The sequence below is a fragment of the Jiulongibacter sp. NS-SX5 genome (assembly GCF_052828545.1).
The window spans coordinates 1,243,076-1,266,596 of the sequence record NZ_CM128248.1 but is presented as its reverse complement, the minus strand read 5'-3'; the positions used below and the strand labels follow the sequence as shown (position 1 = coordinate 1,266,596).

24 protein-coding genes are annotated in these 23,521 nt (G+C 40.0%); 16 read left to right on the top strand and 8 right to left on the bottom strand.

The genetic code is table 11. The features are described from left to right. Positions 1-88: 88 nt before the first annotated feature. Positions 89-2,368: an aconitate hydratase gene (locus ACUXV0_RS05720; protein WP_446192110.1), complete on the bottom strand. Its 2,280-nt coding sequence runs from the start codon at positions 2,366-2,368 to the stop codon at positions 89-91. 325 nt (positions 2,369-2,693) lie between these two features. On the opposite strand from ACUXV0_RS05720, the gene topA reads away from it, so the two are divergent. The 3 genes from topA to ACUXV0_RS05705 are packed head-to-tail and all read left to right on the top strand — an operon-like array spanning position 2,694 to position 6,265. Further along, positions 2,694-5,168 (top strand): type I DNA topoisomerase, encoded by a 2,475-nt coding sequence (gene topA, locus ACUXV0_RS05715; protein ID WP_446192109.1) that lies wholly within the window; start codon positions 2,694-2,696, stop codon positions 5,166-5,168. Next, on the top strand, positions 5,168-5,563 hold the full coding sequence (locus tag ACUXV0_RS05710) for an ACT domain-containing protein (RefSeq protein ID WP_446192108.1): 396 nt from the start codon (positions 5,168-5,170) through the stop codon (positions 5,561-5,563). The genes topA and ACUXV0_RS05710 overlap by 1 nt, the downstream gene beginning before the upstream one ends. A 12-nt stretch (positions 5,564-5,575) precedes the next feature. After that, positions 5,576-6,265 (top strand): SIR2 family NAD-dependent protein deacylase, encoded by a 690-nt coding sequence (locus ACUXV0_RS05705; RefSeq protein ID WP_446192107.1) that lies wholly within the window; start codon positions 5,576-5,578, stop codon positions 6,263-6,265. On the opposite strand, the gene ACUXV0_RS05700 is transcribed toward ACUXV0_RS05705, so the two are convergent. Next, a complete protein-coding gene (locus ACUXV0_RS05700; protein ID WP_446192106.1) occupies positions 6,266-6,931 on the bottom strand; it encodes a DUF2461 domain-containing protein in 666 nt (221 codons plus the stop codon). A gap of 55 nt (positions 6,932-6,986) precedes the next feature. On the opposite strand from ACUXV0_RS05700, the gene trpS reads away from it, so the two are divergent. Genes trpS through ACUXV0_RS05685 form a run of 3 tightly spaced genes read left to right on the top strand, consistent with a single transcriptional unit; the run spans position 6,987 to position 8,955 of the window. After that, positions 6,987-7,964, top strand: coding sequence for a tryptophan--tRNA ligase (gene trpS, locus ACUXV0_RS05695; RefSeq protein ID WP_446192105.1), 978 nt, complete (start codon positions 6,987-6,989; stop codon positions 7,962-7,964). After that, positions 7,964-8,527, top strand: coding sequence for a phosphatase PAP2 family protein (locus tag ACUXV0_RS05690; RefSeq protein ID WP_446192104.1), 564 nt, complete (start codon positions 7,964-7,966; stop codon positions 8,525-8,527). Before trpS ends, ACUXV0_RS05690 begins: the two co-directional genes overlap by 1 nt. Next, the gene (locus tag ACUXV0_RS05685) at positions 8,524-8,955 is read left to right on the top strand and encodes a DUF2147 domain-containing protein (RefSeq protein WP_446192103.1); all 432 of its coding nucleotides are present in this window, start codon (positions 8,524-8,526) and stop codon (positions 8,953-8,955) included. Before ACUXV0_RS05690 ends, ACUXV0_RS05685 begins: the two co-directional genes overlap by 4 nt. 69 nt (positions 8,956-9,024) lie before the next feature. Here the strand turns inward: ACUXV0_RS05685 and ACUXV0_RS05680 are convergent, their stop codons facing one another. The 4 genes from ACUXV0_RS05680 to ACUXV0_RS05665 all read right to left on the bottom strand — a co-directional run bounded on the left by ACUXV0_RS05680 (position 9,025) and on the right by ACUXV0_RS05665 (position 12,339). Then, complete coding sequence (locus tag ACUXV0_RS05680) at positions 9,025-9,594, bottom strand: DinB family protein (protein ID WP_446192102.1); 570 nt, start codon at positions 9,592-9,594, stop codon at positions 9,025-9,027. Positions 9,595-9,603: 9 nt separating this feature from the next. Next, complete coding sequence (locus ACUXV0_RS05675; RefSeq protein WP_446192101.1) at positions 9,604-10,065, bottom strand: DinB family protein; 462 nt, start codon at positions 10,063-10,065, stop codon at positions 9,604-9,606. 66 nt (positions 10,066-10,131) lie between these two features. After that, positions 10,132-11,205: a Gfo/Idh/MocA family protein gene (locus ACUXV0_RS05670; protein ID WP_446192100.1), complete on the bottom strand. Its 1,074-nt coding sequence runs from the start codon at positions 11,203-11,205 to the stop codon at positions 10,132-10,134. 153 nt (positions 11,206-11,358) lie between these two features. Beyond that, on the bottom strand, positions 11,359-12,339 hold the full coding sequence (locus tag ACUXV0_RS05665) for a pyruvate dehydrogenase complex E1 component subunit beta (RefSeq protein ID WP_446192099.1): 981 nt from the start codon (positions 12,337-12,339) through the stop codon (positions 11,359-11,361). Positions 12,340-12,556: 217 nt separating this feature from the next. Here ACUXV0_RS05665 and ACUXV0_RS05660 point away from each other — a divergent pair, with 217 nt between their 5' ends. From ACUXV0_RS05660 to ACUXV0_RS05635, 6 genes are all read left to right on the top strand, one after another. Continuing rightward, positions 12,557-13,108, top strand: a complete 552-nt coding sequence (locus ACUXV0_RS05660; RefSeq protein ID WP_446192098.1) for an RNA polymerase sigma factor — start codon at positions 12,557-12,559, stop codon at positions 13,106-13,108. Further along, complete coding sequence (locus ACUXV0_RS05655) at positions 13,080-13,913, top strand: hypothetical protein (protein ID WP_446192097.1); 834 nt, start codon at positions 13,080-13,082, stop codon at positions 13,911-13,913. The genes ACUXV0_RS05660 and ACUXV0_RS05655 overlap by 29 nt, the downstream gene beginning before the upstream one ends. Then, the gene (locus ACUXV0_RS05650) at positions 13,910-15,076 is read left to right on the top strand and encodes a hypothetical protein (RefSeq protein ID WP_446192096.1); all 1,167 of its coding nucleotides are present in this window, start codon (positions 13,910-13,912) and stop codon (positions 15,074-15,076) included. The genes ACUXV0_RS05655 and ACUXV0_RS05650 overlap by 4 nt, the downstream gene beginning before the upstream one ends. 3 nt (positions 15,077-15,079) lie before the next feature. Then, positions 15,080-15,886, top strand: a complete 807-nt coding sequence (locus tag ACUXV0_RS05645) for an MOSC domain-containing protein (RefSeq protein ID WP_446192095.1) — start codon at positions 15,080-15,082, stop codon at positions 15,884-15,886. A gap of 134 nt (positions 15,887-16,020) precedes the next feature. Then, positions 16,021-16,356, top strand: coding sequence for a LytR/AlgR family response regulator transcription factor (locus ACUXV0_RS05640; RefSeq protein WP_446192094.1), 336 nt, complete (start codon positions 16,021-16,023; stop codon positions 16,354-16,356). Between the two features lie 58 nt (positions 16,357-16,414). After that, on the top strand, positions 16,415-17,215 hold the full coding sequence (locus tag ACUXV0_RS05635; protein ID WP_446192093.1) for a hypothetical protein: 801 nt from the start codon (positions 16,415-16,417) through the stop codon (positions 17,213-17,215). Here ACUXV0_RS05635 and ACUXV0_RS05630 read toward each other — a convergent pair. Continuing rightward, positions 17,196-17,423, bottom strand: coding sequence for a hypothetical protein (locus ACUXV0_RS05630; RefSeq protein ID WP_446192092.1), 228 nt, complete (start codon positions 17,421-17,423; stop codon positions 17,196-17,198). The genes ACUXV0_RS05635 and ACUXV0_RS05630 overlap by 20 nt on opposite strands. Before the next feature lie 75 nt (positions 17,424-17,498). Continuing rightward, positions 17,499-17,741 (bottom strand): cytochrome b5 domain-containing protein, encoded by a 243-nt coding sequence (locus ACUXV0_RS05625; protein WP_446192091.1) that lies wholly within the window; start codon positions 17,739-17,741, stop codon positions 17,499-17,501. Between the two features lie 138 nt (positions 17,742-17,879). Here ACUXV0_RS05625 and ACUXV0_RS05620 point away from each other — a divergent pair, with 138 nt between their 5' ends. From ACUXV0_RS05620 to ACUXV0_RS05605, 4 genes are read left to right on the top strand one after another with little or no spacing between them, the layout of a single operon-like run. After that, complete coding sequence (locus ACUXV0_RS05620) at positions 17,880-18,326, top strand: hypothetical protein (RefSeq protein WP_446192090.1); 447 nt, start codon at positions 17,880-17,882, stop codon at positions 18,324-18,326. A gap of 58 nt (positions 18,327-18,384) precedes the next feature. Beyond that, entirely contained in the window at positions 18,385-19,410 is a 1,026-nt protein-coding gene (gene thiL, locus ACUXV0_RS05615) for a thiamine-phosphate kinase (protein WP_446192089.1), read from the top strand. Then, the gene (locus ACUXV0_RS05610; protein WP_446192088.1) at positions 19,389-20,507 is read left to right on the top strand and encodes a C40 family peptidase; all 1,119 of its coding nucleotides are present in this window, start codon (positions 19,389-19,391) and stop codon (positions 20,505-20,507) included. The genes thiL and ACUXV0_RS05610 overlap by 22 nt, the downstream gene beginning before the upstream one ends. A gap of 2 nt (positions 20,508-20,509) precedes the next feature. After that, positions 20,510-23,521 (top strand): PVC-type heme-binding CxxCH protein, encoded by a 3,012-nt coding sequence (locus ACUXV0_RS05605; RefSeq protein ID WP_446192087.1) that lies wholly within the window; start codon positions 20,510-20,512, stop codon positions 23,519-23,521.

The following is a 23,521-nucleotide window of genomic DNA, read 5'->3' as shown; positions in this document are numbered from 1 at the left end:
CAGAAATGAATGGGGCGTTTGTTTTTGCTCTCAGTCAAATAAAAAATCCCAACTCAATGAGCCGGGATTTCTATTGTCTATTTTTGATTTACGCTTTTTTAGCTTCAGCAGCTATTAGGTTCAGTGCAGATCCTGCTTTAAACCAACCAACTTGCTGTGCATTATAGGTATGGTTCAATTTGATCAAGTCTTTTGATCCATCAGCATGAACTACTTCCAGAGTCAATTGCTCATTTGGAGCAAAATTCTCAAGATCTATAAAGTTGAACGTGTCATCTTCTTTGATCAAATCATAATCAGACTCATTATCAAAAGTAAGACCTAACATACCTTGCTTCTTAAGGTTTGTCTCATGTATACGAGCAAATGATTTTACAATCACGGCTCTAACACCTAAGTGACGTGGCTCCATAGCAGCGTGTTCTCTTGAAGAACCTTCGCCGTAGTTATGATCTCCTACAACAACTGTAGGTACACCTGCAGCCTTATAAGCTCTGGCAGCACCAGGAACATCATTGATCTCACCTGTCAATTGATTGACTACTCTATTACTTTCCATATTGAAAGCATTGGTAGCTCCTATCAAAAGGTTATTTGAGATATTGTCAAGATGACCACGGTATCTTAACCAAGGACCAGCCATTGAGATATGGTCTGTTGTACATTTCCCGTATGCCTTTATTAGCAACTTGGCTCCATTGATATTTTTGCCATCCCATGGCTCAAATGGAGTTAGTAATTGTAATCTATCAGAATCTGGTTTAACGACCACTTCAATTCCAGAACCGTCTTCTGCTGGTGGTTGATAGCCATTATCCTCGACATCAAAACCTTTCTCTGGCAGCTCCATTCCTTTAGGTGGATCAAGCTTCACCTGTTGGCCATCTTTATTAGTCAAAGTGTCTGTGATAGGATTGAAACCTAGATCACCCGCAATAGCCAAAGCTGCCACCATTTCAGGGGAAGTTACAAAGGCATTGGTATTTGGGTTTCCATCGGCTCTCTTCTTAAAGTTTCTGTTAAAGGAATGAACAATGGTATTCACCTTCTGCTCATCTGCTCCTTTTCTATCCCACTGTCCAATACACGGTCCACAAGCGTTCGTAAATATGGTGGCATTGAGATCATTGAATGATTTCAATAGACCATCTCTTTCTGCTGTGAATCTTACTTGTTCAGAGCCCGGGTTTATACCAAATTCTGCTTTTGTAATCAGTCCTTTATCTACCGCTTGCTGTGCAATAGAAGCTGCACGTGACAAATCTTCATACGATGAGTTAGTACAAGAACCTATCAATCCCCATTCTACAGTAATTGGCCAGCCATTTTTCTCTGCTTTTTCTCTCATCTCTGCAATTGGCGTCGCCAAATCTGGAGTGAAAGGTCCGTTTAGGTGAGGACTAAGTGTAGAAAGGTCGATTTCAATTACTTGATCAAAATATTGTTCAGGGTTTGCATACACCTCTGCATCACCTGTTAAATGATCTGCTACTTCATCTGCAAGCTCTACCACGTCAGCACGGCCTGTAGCTTTCAGATATCTTCTCATTGATTCATCGTAACCAAAAGTAGAGGTAGTGGCACCAATCTCAGCACCCATATTACAGATGGTTCCTTTACCAGTACATGAAAGAGATTCAGCACCTGGGCCAAAATATTCTACAATAGCCCCGGTACCACCTTTAACAGTAAGAATACCCGCAACCTTAAGGATAACATCTTTAGCAGAAGTCCATCCGTTCAATTCACCAGTTAGTTTTACACCGATTAATTTCGGGAATTTTAATTCCCACGGCATACCAGCCATTACATCAACAGCATCAGCACCACCTACACCAACGGCCACCATTCCAAGTCCACCCGCGTTTACAGTGTGAGAATCTGTACCGATCATCATTCCGCCAGGAAATGCATAATTTTCTAATACTACCTGGTGGATAATACCGGCACCTGGTTTCCAGAAGCCTATACCATATTTATTACATACAGAACTCAGGAAGTTAAATACCTCATTATTCTTATTAATGGATTCTTGCAAATCTGCCTCAGCACCTTGTTTTGCGAGAATAAGGTGATCAGCATGAGCGGTAGAGGGTACCGCTACTTTATCTTTTCCAGCCTGCATGAACTGTAATAAAGCCATTTGGGCTGTAGCATCTTGCATTGCAACTCTATCAGGTGCAAAATCAACGTATGATTTTCCTCGAGTGTATGATTCAGAAGCCGGGCCATCCCAAAGGTGGTTATAAAGGATTTTTTCAGCTAGTGTTAGAGGTTTGCCGACTTTCTCTCTTGCAGCTTTTACTCTGCTATCAAGTCTGGCGTAAACCTCTTTGATCATTTCTATATCGAAGGTTTTAGATGCCATAAATGTTTTAAGTTTATTTAATTCATAAAATAGTGTGCCACAAAACACACAGTCCAAAATCTGTCTCACGAAAATAACGAATATTTTGTTTAACCAGACTACCCAAAGAACGCAAAAGGGGGCTCCTCGGTTCGTTTTTGTTAGACAATCTGCCGATAGCCAAGAATAACTTTTGAAGATCCTATTTCCCTGTTATTGAGAACTAAACTGGCACTTTTTTGGTACTTATTGAGTGGTAAGGCCAAAAACTATTTATGGTTTGAATAGATAATGTACTTACTTTGCGGCCATATACGGCACATAAAACACAGCAAAATATTACTTTATGTCAAAGAATCTTGTCATTGTGGAGTCACCTGCCAAGGCAAAGACCATTGAAGGTTACCTGGGGAAAGACTTTGTGGTAAAATCTAGTTTTGGTCACATCAGAGACCTGCCTAACAAAAAGTTAGGAGTGGATGTTGAGAATAATTTTGAACCGACTTATGAGATTTCTACTGACAAGAAGAAGGTAGTCAATGAACTCAAAAAATTGGCGAAAGGAGCTGAGGTCTGGCTCGCGACCGATGATGACCGTGAAGGAGAAGCCATTTCATGGCACTTGAAAGAAGCCTTGGGTTTGGGTGATGATACCAAAAGAATAGTATTTCGTGAAATCACGAAAAGTGCCATTTCAAAAGCGATTCAAAGTCCTAGAGGCATAGATATCGACCTTGTCAATGCTCAACAGGCTCGTAGAGTTTTGGACAGGTTGGTGGGTTTTGAACTTTCCCCTGTTTTATGGAAGAAAATCAGACTGGGTGGAGCAGACAGAACCAACCTTTCTGCAGGAAGGGTACAGTCAGTAGCCGTAAGAATAATTGTAGAAAGAGAGCGTGAGATAGAAGCACATGAAGCTACTTCTTCATATAAAGTAGTTGCCCTTTTTGAGGTAGAAAAAGGTAAAATCCTGAAGGCTGAGCTTCCTAAGAATATTGAGTCTGAAGAAGAAGCCAAGAAATTCCTTGAAGATTGTAAAGAAGCGGCATTCACGATCAATAAATTGGAGACTAAGCCTAGCAAAAGAAAGCCGGCTCCTCCGTTTACTACTTCTACCTTGCAGCAAGAGGCATCCAGAAAGCTAAGTTTTTCAGTGGCTCAGACCATGCAAGTGGCACAGCGTCTTTATGAAAGTGGTAAGATTACCTACATGAGAACAGATAGTACCAATCTTTCTCAGGATGCTGTGGCGAGTGCTTCTGCACAGATTAAGTCGGCTTATGGTGATGATTTTCTGCAAACCAGAGTTTTCAAAACCAAAAACGATTCAGCACAAGAAGCTCACGAAGCCATCAGACCTACTGATTTTGCTGTTTTAGATGCCGGAGCAGATAGAAATCAAAAGAGACTTTACGAACTCATCTGGAAAAGAGCCATTGCTTCTCAGATGAGTGATGCTATTATAGAACGTACTACTGCCAAAGTGGGCATCTCTACCCGAGAAGAAGAGCTGAATGCTACCGGTGAAGTAATAAAGTTTGAAGGTTTCCTGAAAGTTTACCTGGAGTCAACCGATGATGAAGACGAAGAAAACAAGGATATGCTTCCACCTTTATCAGTGGGACAAGATCTTCAGCTTCAAACCCTGAAGTCTACGGAGCGTTTCAGTCGCCCACCAGCCAGGTTTACAGAAGCCAGCTTGGTGAAAAAGCTTGAGGAACTAGGGATTGGACGTCCGTCTACATATGCACCTACCATCTCCACGGTAATTAAGAGAAATTATGTAGTTAAAGAAGACAGACCTGGTCAGCAAAGAAACTACAAAGAGTTTGTGCTTGAAGGTGGCGAAGTCGCCGAAAATATTGGATCTGAGACTTTTGGGTCAGAAAAAGCAAAGCTCTTCCCTACAAACGTAGGAATGATCGTTAATGACTATCTGGTTGCTAATTTTGACGAGGTACTTGATTATAAATTTACAGCCAAAGTAGAGGACGAATTCGATGATGTAGCTGATGGGAAATTATCCTGGCAGAAAATGATCGATGAGTTCTACAAGGAGTTTCATGTAAAAGTGGACAAGGCTTCTGATAGTGAGGCTTCCTCAGGAAATTCATTTGAATTAGGGGAGCACCCTGAAAGCGGGAAGAAAATCTTCGCAAAAATCGGGAAGTACGGCCCGTATCTTCAGATTGGTGAAAGCACGGATGAAGATAAGCCTGAGTTTATTTCTCTGAAAAAAGGTACATTAATTAATACAGTGACCTTTGATGAGGCAATGGATGTAATCAATGGTCCTAAGTTGCCATTAGAGCTAGGTATTTTTGAAGATCATGCACTCATAGTGAATGAAGGAAGATATGGCCCATATATTCTTCACAACAGCAAATACTATAATTTGCCAAAAGGCGAAGATCCGTTTACTGTGACCCAGGAAAGGGCTCTTGAAATCATAGAGGAAAAGCGAAAAGATCCTGAGAGTGCTCTGCCTAGAGATATGGCAGATTATAAAGGCGAAGCGGTGCTGGTAGGCAAGGGAAGATTTGGCCCATATATCAAATACAAAGGGAAGTACATCAATATCAAAGGTGAAGATCCATTGACTATTGACGATGCCAGAGTGGTAGAAAAACTAGAGGAGCATTTTGCTGCCGAGGCAAAGAAAACGATAAAGGCTTTTCCTGAAAACGATACCGTTTTTGTTTTAAATGGCAGGTACGGACCTTATATCAAAATAGGAAAACGAAACGTGAAGATTCCAAAGGATATGAAACCTGAAGAATTGACCCTGGAAGATTGTCTGAAGTTAGGAGAAGGTAAATAATGGCAGATCACAAGCTTCAACAAATATTGAAAAACTTAACTCCTCGTCTCATTGACGGGGAGTTTGTTTTTGTGAGTTTACCGAAGCCAGATCCTAATTTGATAGCTGAAGCCAAAGTATTAGTCAAAGAGGATGAAGGCATTACTTTAGTTCTACCTATCCAAATGGCAACGGAGAATGATCTGAAATTCGGTTCATCAATGGCACTTATCACTTTAGACATTGAAACATCCTTGGACTTGGTGGGACTGACAGCTGTTTTTTCAAAGGCTTTAACTGAGGCAGGTATCTCATGTAATGTGGTGGCAGGATTCTATCATGATCATATTTTTGTACCTCATGAAAAGAAAGAAGTGGCCATTGGCACTTTGAAATCTTTATCTTCACAGAGCTAATAAAAAGGTGTAATGAAAAAATTGGTGGTGTTAACTGGTGCAGGTATTTCTGCAAAAAGTGGCTTAAAAACATTTAGAGACTCCGATGGTTTATGGGAGAATCATAGAGTGGAGGATGTAGCCACGCCGGAGGCTTGGGCCCGAGATCCTGAGCTAGTGCAGCGGTTTTATAATATGAGGAGGATTGCCGCTGCAGAAGCCACGCCCAATGTGGCTCACCAAACACTCGCTGACCTTCAAGAGACTTTTGATGTACAAATCATTACGCAAAACGTTGATGACCTTCATGAAAGGGGAGGAGCCAGAAATGTGCTCCATTTGCATGGAGAACTCAATAAGGTAAGAAGTGTAAAAAATGAAACACTGATTCTGGACATAGGACCGAAGGAGATTCAAATGGGAGATTTGGCAGAAGATGGAGCCCAGCTCCGACCGCACATCGTATGGTTTGGTGAGGCCGTGCCGATGATTGAACCCGCAGCTGAAATCGCCTCTCAAGCCGATATTTTCATGGTAATTGGCACGAGTTTACAGGTTTATCCTGCCGCAGGGCTGATTCACTATGCTCCTCCGGGAATTCCAATATATCTGGTAGATAAAAGAAAGCCTGACTTTCAACTACCTCCAAATGTCCATTTCTTTTTGGGAAGTGCAGTAGAGCAAATGCCCTTGGTAAAAGAACATGTACTCAAATTCGCCTAATTAGCTATCAAAAAAGAGTTCATTTACATAATCGAGGTAAGGCTTCAATAATTTCGAGCCCTTGATAATCTCTTTTACGAAGTTTTCAGAGCACACCTCTTGATCAGTATAATAGCGGAAGAAAAAGAGCTCTTTATATCGCAATAAGTCTATTTCGGGATGATCTGCATCATAGCCTTTTGGTTTGGTTTTTAATTGTTGCCCGGCTATTTCTGTAAAATAGGATTTGAACTCTTTGTTTTCAATTATTCCTTTCAATGTATCTGGTGTATAGTCGATCTCCTGTCGCCATTTTGCCAGGTTTTCAGGAGTGGGTGCCCACATGCCGCCCCCAAGAAAACTTTTGTTTCCAGGTTCAATTTGAAGGTAATAATCTGCTCTCCCGCTACTTTTACCACCTGGGCCAAAACCTGCTCCCAGGTATACTTTATAGGGTCTTTTATCCTTTGAGAATCGGATATCTCTATTGATACGGAGTATACATTTCTTGACATCGGTATTGATAAGGTCATCCTGAATCAATTTCAAATCCTCCAAAACCTCGGCACAAAATTCGGTAAAGTTGCCTTTAGCATCGTCATATTGGTCTCTATACTCAGTAAACCATTCTTTGGTGTTGTTTTCTGCCAAATGTGTTAAAAAGTGGAGGGTCTTTGGGTCAATCATGCCCTAAATCTCTAATTTTGAGGAAGAATTTACAAACATAAATCAGAGAATATCAATGGCCAGAATTCTGACCGGAATACAAGCAAGTGGTAAGCCCCATTTAGGTAATATTTTAGGAGCTATTTTACCAGCAGTTGAGCTTTCAAAAAATGAAAAAAACGAGTCTTTTTTATTCATAGCTGATCTTCATAGTATGACTACTGTGAAAGATGCACAGCAATTGACAGAGAATACTCAGGCCGTGGCTGCTGCTTGGCTGGCATGTGGATTTGATACCGAGAAAAATTACTTTTATCGTCAGAGCAGATTGGCCGGTTATCATACCGAGCTTATGTGGTATTTGAACTGTCTTACTCCTTATCCGATGCTCGCAAATGCTCACTCTTTTAAGGATAAATCTGATAAACTAGCCGACGTAAATGCAGGCCTTTTTACGTATCCTGTGCTCCAGGCGGCAGATATCGTTCTGTATCAGGCTGAGTACGTACCTGTAGGTAAAGACCAAAAGCAGCATTTGGAGATGTCAAAAGACATTGCGGCAGCATTTAACAGAACTTACGGCGATGCTTTTGTATTGCCTGAGCCAAAAATTGACGAAACAGTTATGACCATCCCGGGCATTGACGGTCAGAAAATGTCAAAATCTTATGGGAATTATATTGATATTTTTCTTCCCGAAAAGCAATTGTACAAAGTCATCAAAAAAATTGTCACTGATACAACACCTTTAGAGGAGCCAAAGAACCCGGATACTTGTAATGTTTTTGCTTTATATAATTTGATGGCTTCCGAAGAGCAGGTCAAAGAAATGAGACAAAATTATGAAGGCGGAAATTACGGCTATGGCCATGCCAAGAAAGCTCTTCATGAGTTGATACTGGAAAAATTTGCAAAGCAAAGAGAGCTTTACAATTATTATATGGAAAACCTGGACGAGCTAGAAGCAAAACTTCAGGAAGGAGAACGTAAGGCCGAGCTAATTGCAAAGCAAACAATGGAAACTGTTAGAAAGCTTCTTGGGTTTATCTCTTAATGGAGCAACTCATACAGTTAGACGTAGAACTATTCAGGTACCTAAACGGACTCCACACCCCATTCTTTGATGGTATAATGGCTTGGGTAACCTCCAGTCGAACCTGGATTTCTCTTTATCTACTAATAGTCTTCTTTCTCTTTAAAAATTTCGGCTGGAAAACAGGTGGCATATTTTTCCTATTCCTGGCCTTTTCTGCCGGGCTGGCAGATCATATAACCTCCGGGATTATGAAGCCAGCTTTTGAAAGACTAAGGCCTTGTCAGAATCCGGAGCTTACAGAATGGCTTCATTTGGTAGGCAGATGCGGAGGGAGATATGGTTTTGCATCTTCACACGCTTCAAATACTTTCTCACTGGCATGTGGCTTATCTTTAATTTATGCGTCTAAAAGATGGCTGGTAATAGGAGTATTCCTGTGGGCAATAATTGTCTCTTACAGCCGTATTTACGTAGGAGTGCATTATCCGGGAGATGTTATAACTGGTGCATTAATCGGAATTTTTATTAGTTTGCTACTCTATTACATTTTAGTAACAACAACAAAACCAAAAACACTATGAAGAAAATCGCGGTAATTGTGGCTTTAATGGCCTTTTCACTAGGTTCTTATGCTCAGAAGATAACTGAAGGAACCTGGTATAATGAAGAAAAGACCTCAAGAGTCCAGTTTTATGAGCAGAACGGTAAATTGTTCGGAAAAATAGTTTGGCTGAAAGAACCAACTGAAAATGGTAAGCCTAAAGTTGATAAAAATAACCCCAAAGACGCATTAAAATCTAAGCCGCTAATGGGCTTGGTATTCCTAAAAGGATTTGAAAAAGATGGTGATAACGAATGGGAAGACGGAACCATCTACGATCCTAGAAATGGTAAAACATATTCATCAGAAATGGAGATGGTAAGCCCGGATAAACTAAATGTTAGAGGATACATTGGTATTTCTCTGATAGGTAGAACATCAGAGTTTACACGTTACAAGGGGAATTAAGACCTCAACGTATCGCATAAAAAAAGCCGATTTCATTTCTGAAATCGGCTTTTTTGTGTTCTTGTCTTTTTAATAAGCATCGCCCAAGCCATCATCAAAGTAGCGGCTACTGGTCATTTCGTCTTCATCTTCATAAGCTCCTGAAGCTTCTGACATTTTCTTTAGAATGATAATCTGACCTGTATGGTAGATATCATGCTGGATGATACCATGCAATAACGTGTAATAATCATATTCGGTGCCCGGTACGAGCTCGTTCAAGAAGTCATCATCTTTAGAATTTAGTTCTTTAATAAGTTCATCCTGACTTAAACTAAGCTCCATCAAAAGCGTCTCCAGTTCAAACTGATCTACTTTGGCAGCCGGGCCAAAATTCTTTTTATCGTCGTCTATCTTATAGTCTGCATCACCTTGTAGCTTTTTAAGCGTAAAGATTCTCCAGCTGGTGATATGGTAGATTAATTCAGCCCCTGTATGTACAGTAGGTGTCTTAAAACTAGCCTCTTTGGGTGTAATTCTTTTGACCGCTTCTAAAACTGATGGGCCATGCCAGGCTCCCCCATGGAAACCTGCATTCAATAGATTCGTAATTCTTTCAATCAGTATTCTGTTCGGATCTACCTGCTGTTCGTTACTCATAGCTTTGGTTTATTCCCATAGTACCCAGATCATACCCAGATGATAGGTATCATGCTGTACAATTCCGGATAGGAGTTTATAATAATCGTAAAATTCACCCGGTACTCTTTTATCCAATAGATCATCATTTTGATCTTCCAGTAGGTTTAAAAGCTCTTTATGGGTGTCGGTTAATTCTTTCTTTAAAAGTGGCCAGTTTTCCTTTGAGGTAATATCTGCAGTTCCCCAGTTGGCCTCATCAGAATCCAGCGAGAAATGGATATTATCATTGAGTTTTTCAATCGCAAATTTCCTCCACGCCACTAAGTGATAGATAAGCTCCGCAATTGTCCTTTTAGAGAAACCGTGCCTTTGATCTACCAGGTCAGGCTTTAAGCTATTCAGAATTTCTGTTACAGACGGGCCATGCCATGCATCACCTCTAAATACGGTATCAAGATTATCTGTTAGTCTTTCCAGCTCTTTTCTCATTGGCTTCTTTAAGGAGTACCTTGGGTACAAATTTCTTATAAATTTATGAAAAGGAGGTGGTTTTCATCAATTGATTTCCACCATTTGCCCCGTTTTCACTGATTCATCACAGGCAAACGCTACTTTAAGGCTATTCACAGCGTCGTTCATATGATCTGTGAGGTCGGTATCATTTTGAATGGCTTCTAAGAATACACGTTGTTCACGATTGCATAATTCCTGGTGATCAGGCTCATCTGTCATCTCTATCCATTCATCTTCTTTTACAAAGTTATTCTCCTGATCTAAAGCAGAATGATGCACTCTTATGGCCTCCGTTTTAGTATGAGAGTCCACATCATCAGATTTACCCTCAGAACTGGCATTTTTCGCTACGATAGACACACAACCTTTGGGTCCAACCACGTCTTTGATAAAGAACGCCGTTTGACTCATCATAGGTCCCCAGCCTGCTTCATACCAGCCTACAGAGCCATCATCAAAATGAATTTGAAGCTGACCGTAATTGTAATTCCAGTCAGGAATATCGTCTGTCAGTTTTGCTCCGATTGCAGAAACTTTCACTGGCTTTGCCTTGGTCATTAAACACATGATATCAATGTAATGCACTGCACAGTCAACGATTGGGCTCAGGCTATTCATGAGGTTTCTGTGTACATCCCACATATAGCCATGACTTTGCTGGTTAAGATTCATTCGCATCACCAATGGTTTGCCAAGTTTATGCGATTCTTCTACAAACCTTTCCCAGGAAGGATGAACTCTTAAAATGTATCCAATTACTAGTTTCTTATTCTTCTTTTTGGCAAGCTTTACCACTCTTTCAGCACCTTCTACAGTGTCTGCTAGTGGCTTCTCAATAAAGATATGGCAGTCATTTTCAAGAGCAGTGCAAGCGTATTCTTCGTGTGTGTCTGGGTAAGTGGAGATGCTTACGGCATCAGGATTTGTTGCCTTAAGAGCCGTGTGATAGTCATCAAAAAGAGGGTAGTTACTTTCTAATTTTTGATTCAATTTGACCTTACTCTCACCTCTTGATACAATCCCACAGATCTCAAATTCGGGCATATCATGGTAGGCTTTTGCATGCGAAGCCCCCATGTTTCCGGCACCTACGACAAGTATTTTAATTTTGCTCATTCATTTTTTGCTTTGCTGCAATTTACAAAAGACATCGAGAACTAAATCGCTGAATTCATCAGATTGGGCTACTCAATGTTCTTTCCTATTTGGGCATAAAAAAAGAGGAACAATTACGAGTTGTTCCTCCTTTAAAAAATATGATTGATGTACTTATTTGTACATTACTTTCTTAACGGCTTCTACCACCCTTTGCGGGTTTGGTAGTGTAGCTTCAATAAGCGTAGGAGCATAGTTTAGAGGAATATCCATACTATTAACTCTAACTACCGGAGCATCCAGATAGTCAAATGCGTTTCTTTGGATATAATACCCAAGCTCTGCTGAAAGAGAAGCCACAGGAGCTCCTTCTTCTACTACCACACATCTGTTTGTTTTCTTCACTGATTGGATAACGGTATCATAGTCGATAGGTCTTACCGTACGAAGGTCTATTAACTCAACGCTTACTCCATCTTTTTTCAATTCCTCAACAGCAGGAAGAACAACTCTAGGGATCATCTTACCAAATGAAACGATGGTAACATCTGACCCTTGCTCCATTACATTGGCTTTGCCAATAGGAATAAGGTACTCACTCTCAGGAACCTCACCTTTATCACCATACATTTGCTCAGATTCCATGAAAATAACCGGATCATTATCACGAATCGAAGACTTTAACAAGCCTTTTGCATCGTATGGGTTTGATGGGATCACCACTTTAAGACCAGGCGTATTAGCATACCAGTTCTCGAAGTTTGAAGAGTGCTGAGCACCCAGCTGACCTGCATTACCTGTTGGACCTCTGAAAACCATTGGAGCAGAGTATTGTCCTGCAGACATCGCCATAATTTTGGCAGCAGAGTTGATAATCTGATCAATAGCCACCAAAGAGAAGTTGAATGTCATAAACTCGATGATAGGTCTCAAACCGTTCATTGCAGAACCTACACCAATACCAGCAAAACCAAGCTCAGCAATTGGCGTGTCAATTACACGTTTTGGTCCGAATTCATCTAACATGCCCTGGCTGGCTTTATAAGCACCATTATACTCGGCTACTTCTTCACCCATCAGGTACACATTTTCATCGCGACGCATTTCTTCTGACATCGCTTCTTTTATGGCATCTCTAAATTGAATTTCTCTCATTGTATAATTTAATGAATGGTTGGCTATTGCCTTTAGGCGGGCAAAATTAGGCAAGGAAAGTCAATTTTGGAAACCAATAGAGAATTATGCGAAGCAGAAATGCTTAAAACATTCGTTTGGCAATCAGCTTCCTTATTTTTACGAAGATTTAAAATCTTTATTCTGGTTGGTACAACCTTTTCCAGACACCTGACATTTTAGATACAGAAGTTCCAAATTGGATTTAGCCAAGAACATATCACTGCTCAAAAAAGGGGATCAGCAAGCTTGCCGTGAGGTGTATAATGGCTTTGCTAATCAGTTTATGGCTATTAGTAGGAGGTATCTGGGCAACACTCCCGAAGCCCAGGATATGCTGACCAATGCTTTTGTTAAAATTTTCAAGAACGTCAAAAAAGCGGAGTTTGATAATGAGAAGGCATTTGTAGGATGGATGAAACGCATCCTGATTAATGAATGTCTGATGGAACTGAGACGAAAGTCAAACTTTCAAATGATGCCCGAGAACGAGGCAGATTTTGTGAGTATTGAGGCTAATATCATTCAGGATCTGGCTGCCAAAGAAATCATGGAAGTCATCAATGAAATGCCTACAGGCTACCGTACGGTGTTTAACCTTTATGTGATTGAAGGTTATTCTCATGCAGAAATTGCTGAACAGCTGAAAATTTCTGAAGGAACGTCAAAATCGCAACTAAGCCACGCAAAAAAATATTTAAGAACGAAACTGCAAAATATCTATGGAAAAGAGGCTGGATCAAGATCATAGGCTTCTGGCAGAAAAGTTAGAAGGTTTTGAGGTGACCGATTGGTCTAAGGACGGAGTTTGGGAAAATATTTCCTCTGAAGTTTTTGAAGAGAAAAAAGGAAAGCCTCTGTGGTGGTGGTATGCTTCTGCGGCTGTCATCTTACTGGTAGGTACTTTCACTGCAGTGAATTGGTTATCGAGTTCTGAACAGGAGCTTGCCAGTAATCAGTCTGAACCAGCAGAAATGTTCAATGATGTCATTATTGAAGAAGAAGGGGAGTTCCAGTCAAACGATAAGTTAGATGTTAACAATACGATTGATGTGGTCAAGTCTGCTAAAAAGCCAAACCCAACAATTGCAATGAGTTCAGCACCAAAACCTGTAAGAATTCAAAAGGTTGAACCACTTACAGTACAAAAAATTACTACTGAAAAGGTCAAAATAACCTTACTTGAAAATAAACCTCAAGTTGCCTCAAAAACTCCAAATCAGAGGACCACACATGAAATAAATACTGAAAACGAGGCAGTTTTAGTTGAGGATGACAAACCAATAATCAAACAGGAAAAACCTCAATTGGCCGCTATCTCAGAAGTATCTAAAGACAAGGAGGTGTCCAAAGAGGAGCTGACAACAAGAGGTAAAAAAATAGTACTTGTGATAGAGGATATTGAAGAAGGGCGGACAAACGAGAAGAAAGGTTTCTTCAAGAAAGTAGGGGAGTTTAATCGCAGTGGTAACTGGGAGAAAACTGAAAAACAGGAAGGTGCCTGGGCAAAGTTTATCAAAAGTACGAAGCCCGGTAAAAAGACAATACAATTATGAAAAAGCTAGCCATTTTACTTCTTTTTGCTCCTTTGGTTGGTTTAAGCCAGAGGTCTGATACACTACAGGTTAAAGTGAAGGACTCTGCCGAACTAATCATTGTGGTTAAAGATCCTGAGGCGTATGAAGAATTGAGAAATATGGACATCAATAAAATGGTGGACCAGATGCTCAGCAATTTAGAGAAATCTGAAACTCGTGTGGCGGTGATGAGAGATCGCCAAGGTGATCAGTTTCAAAAGGAAAAAAAGAAATTGTTTAGCAAAGCTTACCTCAATTATCAGTTTGGATGGGCAGATGTAGGTAACTCCTACAATAGTCCTGAACTTAGCCTTATACAAGCCGCGAATTCCTATCTAAGCCAATACTCGAACTCTGGTGATCAGTTGATGGTGAATTTCAATAGCATTTTAAAAAATAGTGTTCTGAAATCCCCCTATATCTCATTGTCAGTCAATACCGATATGATACTGGTAGAAAGGCAAAAAATGGATATGGCTTTTAAGTTGAGTGCCGAGCCGTTTTTTAGTTATGAGTCTCTCAAGTTTGATCCTGGTAGCAGAACAGGCTTGCTTGGGATTGGGGGAATCTTTAGGACAGAAGACGCGGCTGATGTTTCTATGGTTTCTCCAGGTTTTGTTGAGTCCAGAATTATTGATACCCTGGCCATTGCGAATTATAACGAGATCAATAATACGTACACCTACAAATTATATAGTGGAGAAAGTGAGCCACAGAGCTTCTCATCAATTCCTTATGATGTGTTGAAAGCTGGTCTAAATCTGAGGGTTATGCCTAAGTTTTCCTTTTATAATAAAGAAGGAAAGCGATCTTTTTCATGGGCTTTTGGGCCTACTGCAGGATTAAATTTGATCCGAAAATCAATTACCAAAGTAAATAATTCTGAGTTTATTTCTGACCCCATCTTAATTAGTGGATCAAAACCGGCTTTAACGAGATATGGTTTGGTTACCGAATTAGGTGTAGGCGGTGTGAGCTTTTTTGGGCAGTATGTTATTTCACAAACAAGGTATGAAGGTAACGGTCTGCAGGTGTTAAAGGATTATCAGGGACCAGCTCTATTGTCGTCAACGAATACAAAGAGTTTCTTTGAACCTACTGCCACCAAAATTGTCAACTTTGGACTAAAATTCGGTATCTGATTTATGAAAATATCGCAGCTCTATATCTACCCTGTAAAATCACTGGCGGGTATCTCTTTAAGATATTCCAAAGTAACAGACCGTGGGTTGGAGTATGACAGAAGATGGCTGTTGATAGATGATTCGGGTAAAATGCTCAGTCAGCGAACTCTACCGCAGCTTATTCATTTTAAAACAGAGATCGTAGCTAATAAGGGAATAGCGGTAAAGTTGAAAGGAGATGACGAATGCCTGATTCCTTTTGAGTATCAAAAAGGTGAAATGCTCAAGGCTATAGTCTGGGATGATGAATTTGAAGTATACGAGGTTAGTCAGGAAGTTAGCCAATGGTTTAGCAACAAGCTTGGTAAACAGGTGAAGTTGGTACATCAGCCCGATGAGTCCATTAGATTGGCTGATCCCAAATACACAATAACCAATCGTGAACTTGTAAGTGCAGCAGATGGGTATCCGGTATTGATTGCTAGTGAAGCCAGTCTGGAAGCTTTAAATACGAAGCTTGAGAATAGAGTGAGTATGATGAGGTTCAGACCAAATATTGTCATAAAAGACTCAGAGGCGTTTCAAGAAGATACTCTAAAAGAGGTTTCAATTGGTACGGCAAAATTGGCGGGCGTTAAAGATTGTGCCCGATGTATTATGATAACCAATGATCTTGAAAGAGGAGTTCTGGGTAAAGAACCCTTAAGGACACTATCATCATTTAGAAAGATAGGTAAGAAGGTTCTTTTTGGGAGAAATTTTGTGGTTCACAAGGAAGGTGAGATTGAGATAGGTGAAGAGCTCAAAATGGATAATAGCCAAAAATAATTTGCATTATGCAGATTTTAGTTGTGTAAAAAGGGGGAAATAGTTCCTCATTGAAATATTATTTTAAAGAACATGAAAACTTCCTGAAGATACATCTGTATCTTTCGGGCATCATAAATCCCAAATCTATAAGAATGAATACTTCTACAATTGAGGTTCACCTGGGAGGGCGAATCAGAAAACCTGCAAATCAGGTACTACTGTTAAGATCAGACGTAAACTACACCCATATTCATATGAAAAATGGGGAACATTATGTGGTAGCTACTACATTAAAAGCCTTGGAAGAACGACTGGAAAAGCATGGATTTTGGAGATTGAATAAGTCAGAAATGGTTAATCTTTCAGCCGCCAAAATCTTGAAAAATGAAGGTTTAGTAAAGGTTAGAAATCATGAGCCTATGAAGATTTCTAGACGTAAGAGACAGAAAATGAATACCATCTTGTTTTCTGAAGTGTCATCCACTTAAATTTGCCGAAAACCGTTGAAGTTTGAGGCAGTCAAAAAGTTTCTTAAGATTATTTCATTTGCTGAGTTTAGACGTGGTGCTAGGTGCCATGATCTGCTCCATAATGTTTTGGAGACTTCCTGATGGCTCAGGTACTATTGATGTAGCTTCGGTTTTGCTTCTGGGTATTAGCACCTGGATCATTTACATTCTAGATCGTATTCTGGATCTAAGAATTTATCCGGCTGATTTTTCGGAGAGACATGCTTTTCATTCTAAGAATCAATTCAACCTCTCTGTCTTATTGGTAGTGTTGACACTAGTCGGGTGTTTTCTCTGCTTTTTTATTCCTTTCACCGTGTTCGTTTACGGTCTCGTTCTGGCAGCAGGTTTGGGAATCTATTTTCTTGTATTAAATAAGCTGCTCAAAAACGTTTCATTTCAATGGCTAAAAGAGCCAGTGACTGCCATCGCATACGTTTTGGCTGTAGTGGGCACCAGTTTTGCCGCAGACAGTTCTATTAATTTGAGCGGCTGGGTTTTGGCGTTTTTATTCTTTTTGGTGGTATCCCAAAACCTTCTGATATTCTCCTATTTTGAACAGATAGACAAGGAGAAAGTGAAAAATACGGTATCTAAATTTGGCTTGAAGGCTACTCGCGCAATTATTCGAGTGCTATCTGCTGCAGTTCTTTTTACTGCTATTTTTCTATTCTGGGGGAGTTTTGAATATGTAAACAAAGTGGCATTTGTTATCGTTTTGATGTCTCAGATTTTATCAATGATGCCCTCTTTTGAAAACTGGATGCTAAACAATGATCGATATCGTTGGATTGGCGATGGGGTTTTCCTGATACCGGTTATTTTGATTTTCTTTTAGGCTTCTTTTTAGTTTTCTCTTCCTCTTCTTTTTCTTTCATTTTGGCTAGTCCTCTTCTGTACGTATAGTAAAGAAAGCCTGCCAGGGCAAACATCAAAAAGAAGTAATTATACTTTAGTTCTTCGCCTTTATAAACGATTCTGTCTACCCACATAATCAGAAAAGCAAGGCTGCCGAAAAGTATAATTGTATTAAGGTATTTTTTCATCTTCTTGTCTCACAAGTTAATTATGAAAATGAGTATCAAAATTAGGAATGCCTTCATTGAGGATCAAGGATTATCTTATTTCAAAAGGCCTACGGCTTCAAATTTCTCAAAAACAGACTCAGTATGCGGGGCATCTTTTAATTCCTCCGTAAGGTCTTGCCCCGCCCAGTGTTCATAGTGTTTGCCATTTTTCCATAGTCTGGAGCCCGTTACATTATAGATCATTCCTTTAAAGGCTACCCAGATTTCTGGCTTATCCTGACCGTTTCTTAAGGCTAATTGTCCTCTGGAGAAAAATGGCAAAGCATCCTTTTGCATTGAATTTTCGTATTATTTCACAAAGATTGTCCTTAAATCATGGATATCCGTCTGAACTAGAAAAAATGGCAAAAAAATTGTCATTGAATCAGAATACAGATACTTTTGACATATATTTATTTCATCTAAATTATCGAAATGAAAAAGACCGTAACTATTCTATCCATCTTAGCTTTTTTCGCCTTAACTAGTATTTCATGTAAAAAAGAGCTGAGTACAGAAGAAAGAGTAGCCAAAATTTGGGTTGCCAGAATAGTAAAAGAAAACTCTACTGTTGTTTATTCCAGTGGAGGGTCAAATAATATTAAACCCGCTTACAGCAATTACCGTTTGAATTTGTCTTCTGCACCTACTGCCACCATTACTGAGGTAGATGGTCAGTCTTATTCCGGTACTTATTCTGTTCAGGGTGATAGTAAAATAGTGATCAGTGGAATTACACCAGAGCCAACCGGAACAAACGGGGTTCTTGAATTTAGTATTTCGTCATTGTCTGATGACAATACTGAATTGGTGATTTCTTTAGATACGCCGTATCCTAAGACAGGTAATACCACTAATGAGTACACACTAATAGCTCAATAAATTAACGACATCATATAAATCAGGTGGGCTTCGGCCTGCCTTTTTTTATTTATAAAATATGCAAAGAACTAATCTTTCTGACCTGGGTGAATTTGGTCTTATTGATAGAATTAAAGGGAAAACAGAAAATGTGCAGCCATCTACCATCATGGGGATTGGCGATGACGCCGCTGTTATAGATTCGGGATCTCATTATACACTACTGGCTTCAGATATGCTGGTAGAGGGGATACATTTTGACCTCTCTTACACCCCTCTCAAGCATCTTGGTTATAAAGCGGTGGCTGTGAATGTATCAGATATTGCAGCTATGAATGGCTTTCCAAAGCAAATAACGGTTAGTCTGGGGCTCAGCAACCGATTCTCTGTAGAAGCTGTTGATGAAATTTATGAAGGGATTCACGCGGCTTGTAAAAACTATCAGGTGGATTTGGTAGGAGGAGATACCACCTCTTCAAAGTCTGGTTTAATCATTTCTGTCACAGCTTTAGGTGAGGTGGCAAAAGAAGCGGTGGTGTACCGTAAAGGAGCTCAACCAAATGATGTGCTTTGTGCTACAGGAGACCTTGGTGCCGCATATTTTGGTCTTCAAATCTTGGAAAGAGAAAAGCAGGTATTCATGGAGAATCCGAATATGAGTCCTGAACTCAAGGACCATGAATATTTGGTGGGCAGACAGCTCAGACCAGAAGGAAGAACGGATATCGTCCATGAATTAAGAGATAGAAACGTAGTGCCCACCAGTATGATTGATATTTCTGATGGATTGGCTTCTGAGGTTTTACACCTCTCAGCTCATTCTGGAATGGGATTCTCTGTTTTTGTAGATAACCTTCCTATTGAAAATCAGACTTTACTGGCGGCAGAAGAGTTCAAAGTAAACCCGATTACTGCTGTGGTAAACGGTGGAGAAGATTACGAGCTTTTAATGACTATCTCTCAAAAAGACTACGAAGAGGTAAAAGGAATTCCTGAGATTACACCGATAGGTTTCGTTACCAAGGAGAAAAACAATATTTTAGTAACTAAATCTGGAGAACACGTACCAATAACCGCTCAGGGATGGAAACACCTGGAAGATTAGTAGCCTTCTTTATATTCATACTTACAGCATTCTCTGCTTGTAAGACTTCCAATACTTCAAAAGTAGAAGAAGAACTTACGGCATTAAAAACAGAATTTATTCAGGACAAACGAACTCGTTTGTTTGAGTATGAAGTGGAAGGCGAAACTTTAAAAGGTTACACAGATCAAGTTCAGATTAAATCTGCCTTAGGTTCCATTATTGAGAAACATCATCTTACAGACTCTCTCTTGCTTGTTCCACTTCATGGAGTAGGTAAAGATAGTCTGGCTTATATTTCTGTTTCTGTTGCCAATATAAGAAGTGAACCAAAGCATTCTTCTGAGTTAGCCACGCAGGCTTTGATGGGTACACCCGTAAGGGTTCTTTACAAAACGGGCAGCTGGTTCAGAATTCAAACTCCTGATAAGTATTTGGGTTATATAGAGTCTGGGGTATTATCATTTGAGAATACACAAAAAGAAAAACTAGTTTATACCGAGGCCAACGGATTCATTTATGATAACCCAAATTTAAATTCCTCTTCGGTATCTGATCTGGTGTTAGGCAATATCCTAAGCAAGGTGGGTCAATCTGGCAAGTTTATTCAGGTAGAGTTACCAGATGGCAGAAGTGGTTTTGTTCCTGACCAAGAGCTGGTTTCTTTTGAAGAGTTTATAGATTCCGGTGACCAGCTTAGTATTTTACAAGCCAGTTCAGAATTTCTTGGTGTTCCCTATTTGTGGGGAGGTACAAGTTTTAAAGGAGTGGACTGCAGTGGATTTACTAAAAATGTAATGCTTCAAAAAGGAATTTATCTTCCCAGAGATGCTTCTCAACAAGCCTTGGTGGGTGATGAAATTGATGAAGGAAAAAGTTTTGAAAACCTGAAAGAAGGTGATTTATTGTTTTTTGGCAGAGCCAAAGACAGAGTGACTCATGTAGGTGTTTACCTTGGAGAGAGACGCTTTATTCACTCATCAGGAATGGTGAAATTTGCGAGTTTCGATCCTGATTCACCAGAATATGACGAATTTAATACCAATCGTTTCTTGTTTGCAAAAAGAGTAATTGAAAGTAAAAACGTAAGCTTACTTAACCCTATAACATTCTATTGAAAATGAAAAATCTCTGGACTTCTCTATTGGTCTTGACCATCATGGCTATGAGCTGTAGCGACTCTCATCAAAATCTTTCTCAAGAGGAATATGATGCCTTAACCGATGAACAGAAAAGAAGCCTTGAATATGCTTTAGAGGGAATTGATCTGCAAGATCCTGAGCTAGAACTCACTCTTTTTGCATCAGAGCCGATGCTCAGAAATCCTACAAATATGGATATCGATGATAAGGGAAGAGTTTGGATATGTGAAGGATATAATTACAGAAATGAATTAAATCCCAGAAACCCGTATGACGAAAAAGGTGACAGGATTTTAATTCTTGAGGATACAGATGGGGATGGAAAAGCTGACAAGTCAAAGGTATTTTATCAGGGAGAAGATATTAATTCGGCTTTAGGAATAGGAGTTTTTGGTAATAAAGTAGTGGTGTCCAGAAGTCCGCATGTGTTTGTCTTTACAGATGAAGATGGTGATGACATTCCTGATAAAAAAGAAATTCTTTTTGAAGGTATAGGTGGGGAGCAGCATGATCACGGAATGCACGCTTTTACTTTCGGTCCGGATGGAAAGTTTTATTTCAATTATGGAAATGCCGGAGAAGGTATGCTGGCTAGAAAAGGGAAGACTTTATATGATATCACAGGCAAGAAAGTAATGGCCGATGGAAAGCCGTACAGAGAAGGTATGGTTTTCAGATCTGATCTGGATGGTTCCAATGTGGAGGTATTAGGTTGGAACTTCAGAAATAATTATGAAGTCACTGTGGACAGTTATGGCCGAATGTGGCAATCTGATAATGATGACGATGGTAACCGCGGTACGCGTATCAACTATGTAATGGATTATGGTAATTATGGCTTCAAGGACGAAATGTCCGGAGCTGACTGGCGAACCAGAAGAATCAATATGTCTGATTCTATTCCATTAAGACATTGGCATTTAAATGATCCTGGTGTGGTGCCAAATCTTCTTCAAACATTTGCCGGCTCGCCTACAGGAATAACAATGTATGAAGGTGATTTACTGCCGGCCAAGTATCATGGTCAGATATTACATACAGATGCAGGTCCCAATGTTTTAAGGTCCTATCCTGTTCAAAAGTCTGGGGCTGGTTTCACAGCCGAAATTCTTGGCATTTTAGATGCTAATAAAAGAGATAAGTGGTTCAGACCCTCTGATGTAACCGTAGCTCCTGATGGTTCGGTATTTATTTCAGATTGGTATGATCCGGGTGTGGGAGGTCACGCTATGGGTGATGTAGCCCAAGGAAGGATTTATCGTATAGTCCCTAAGGGTCATGATAAGTATGAAGTAAGTTCTCCGGACTATACTACTGCTGAAGGAGCCATAGAGGCCCTGAAAAGCCCCAATATTGCTACAAGGTACAAAGCATGGATGAGCTTGAATAAGATGGGTTCTGAAGCGGAGGAGCAATTGATAAACTCTTTTGAAAAAGAGGAGGGTTCAATCAAGGCCCGCTTAGCCTGGCTTTTGACCAAGATCCAAGGAAAGGAGAAAGAATACATAGAGTTATTATCAAATCATGACAATGAAGATTTCCGTCTCATTGCTGTGCGTTCTGCTCGGGAGTTAAGAGGAGTAGATTTTACTGCTTTATATAAAGAACTGTCTGAAGATGTTTCTCCGCAAGTACGAAGAGAGGTGGCTTTGGCCATTAGAAATCTGGAAGCCAAAGAGATTTGGTTAAATCTGGCAAAAGCATATGATGGTGATGATCGCTGGTATTTAGAGGCTTTGGGAATTGCCGCTGAAGGCAAATGGGATCAATACCTTCTGGCCTATTTAGAAGCGAAAGGAGAAGGCTGGATGCAGGATGAAGCAGCAATAGATGTGGTGTGGAGAAGTAGGTCATCTATGACAATGGATCTGCTCGGGAGACTCATATCGGAAGAAAGAACAGAGAAGAATAGAAGATTCTATCGGGCTATGGACTTCCAGAAGAACGGAGATAAAAACAGCATTCTACTGAATGTGCTGAGTGTCTCAGATGATATCGATGAAAAGGTTGTGATTTTTAAACAGTTAGATATCAAAGACCTTTCTGACTATCCGAAGCTTGGAGAAGAATTGAAGACGTTATTGGCTCAAACTTCAGATGCAGACTTCCTGGATTTGATATCGAAATACAATATCAAAGATCAAAAGGATCGTCTATTAAGTGTCGTTAGAAAAAGCGAGGAAGGCAGAGATATCCAGCAGGCAGGTCAATTATTTTTTGATCTCTACGGTGAAAAAGCTATTGCAGAACTTCTGAATGATGAGGATCAGGAGTTGGCATTAAACGCTATAGAACGTTTTGGTTTGGTGGACCAGACGCCTATGACAAACCTTTTGATAAAGACTTTCAACGATGAAAGTGTAGATATTGAAAGAAGAAAAATGGCTATGGAAGCTATGAATGGCTGGAACAGTGAGGTCATTCTTTGGGAAATGGTGAAGGAAGGGAAGGTGTCTGATGATGTGATGGATATAGCCAAAAGACATATGCTGAGAACATGGCATAATGATATCAGATCTGCTGCTACGGCTTTCTTTGACGATGGTTCAGAAAGTGAGATTGATGTGGCCTCTTTGGTAAAGAAAACCGGCGATGCCTCAGAAGGGAAGAAGGTTTTTGAGATGTACTGTAAAACCTGTCATATGGTGAATAATGAAGGTGTCGATTTCGGACCCGGACTTAGTCAAATAGGATCTAAGCTTTCAAAAGAAGGCCTTTATAATGCTATTCTAAATCCATCAGAAGGTATGGGCTTTGGTTATGAAACGCAGCAAATATCCTTCAAGGATGGTAGTGAAATACAGGCAATAGTTACTTCTAAAACCGAAAATGAGGTTATAGTGAAGCTTTTAGGGTCTGCAGATCAAACTCGATATTCTCTAAAGGATGTGAAGGAAATAAAGGAATTGAAGACTTCGCTTATGCCTCAATTCCCTTTTGAAGAGGATCAATTGGTAAATCTTGTGGAATATCTGGGTGGTTTAAAATAA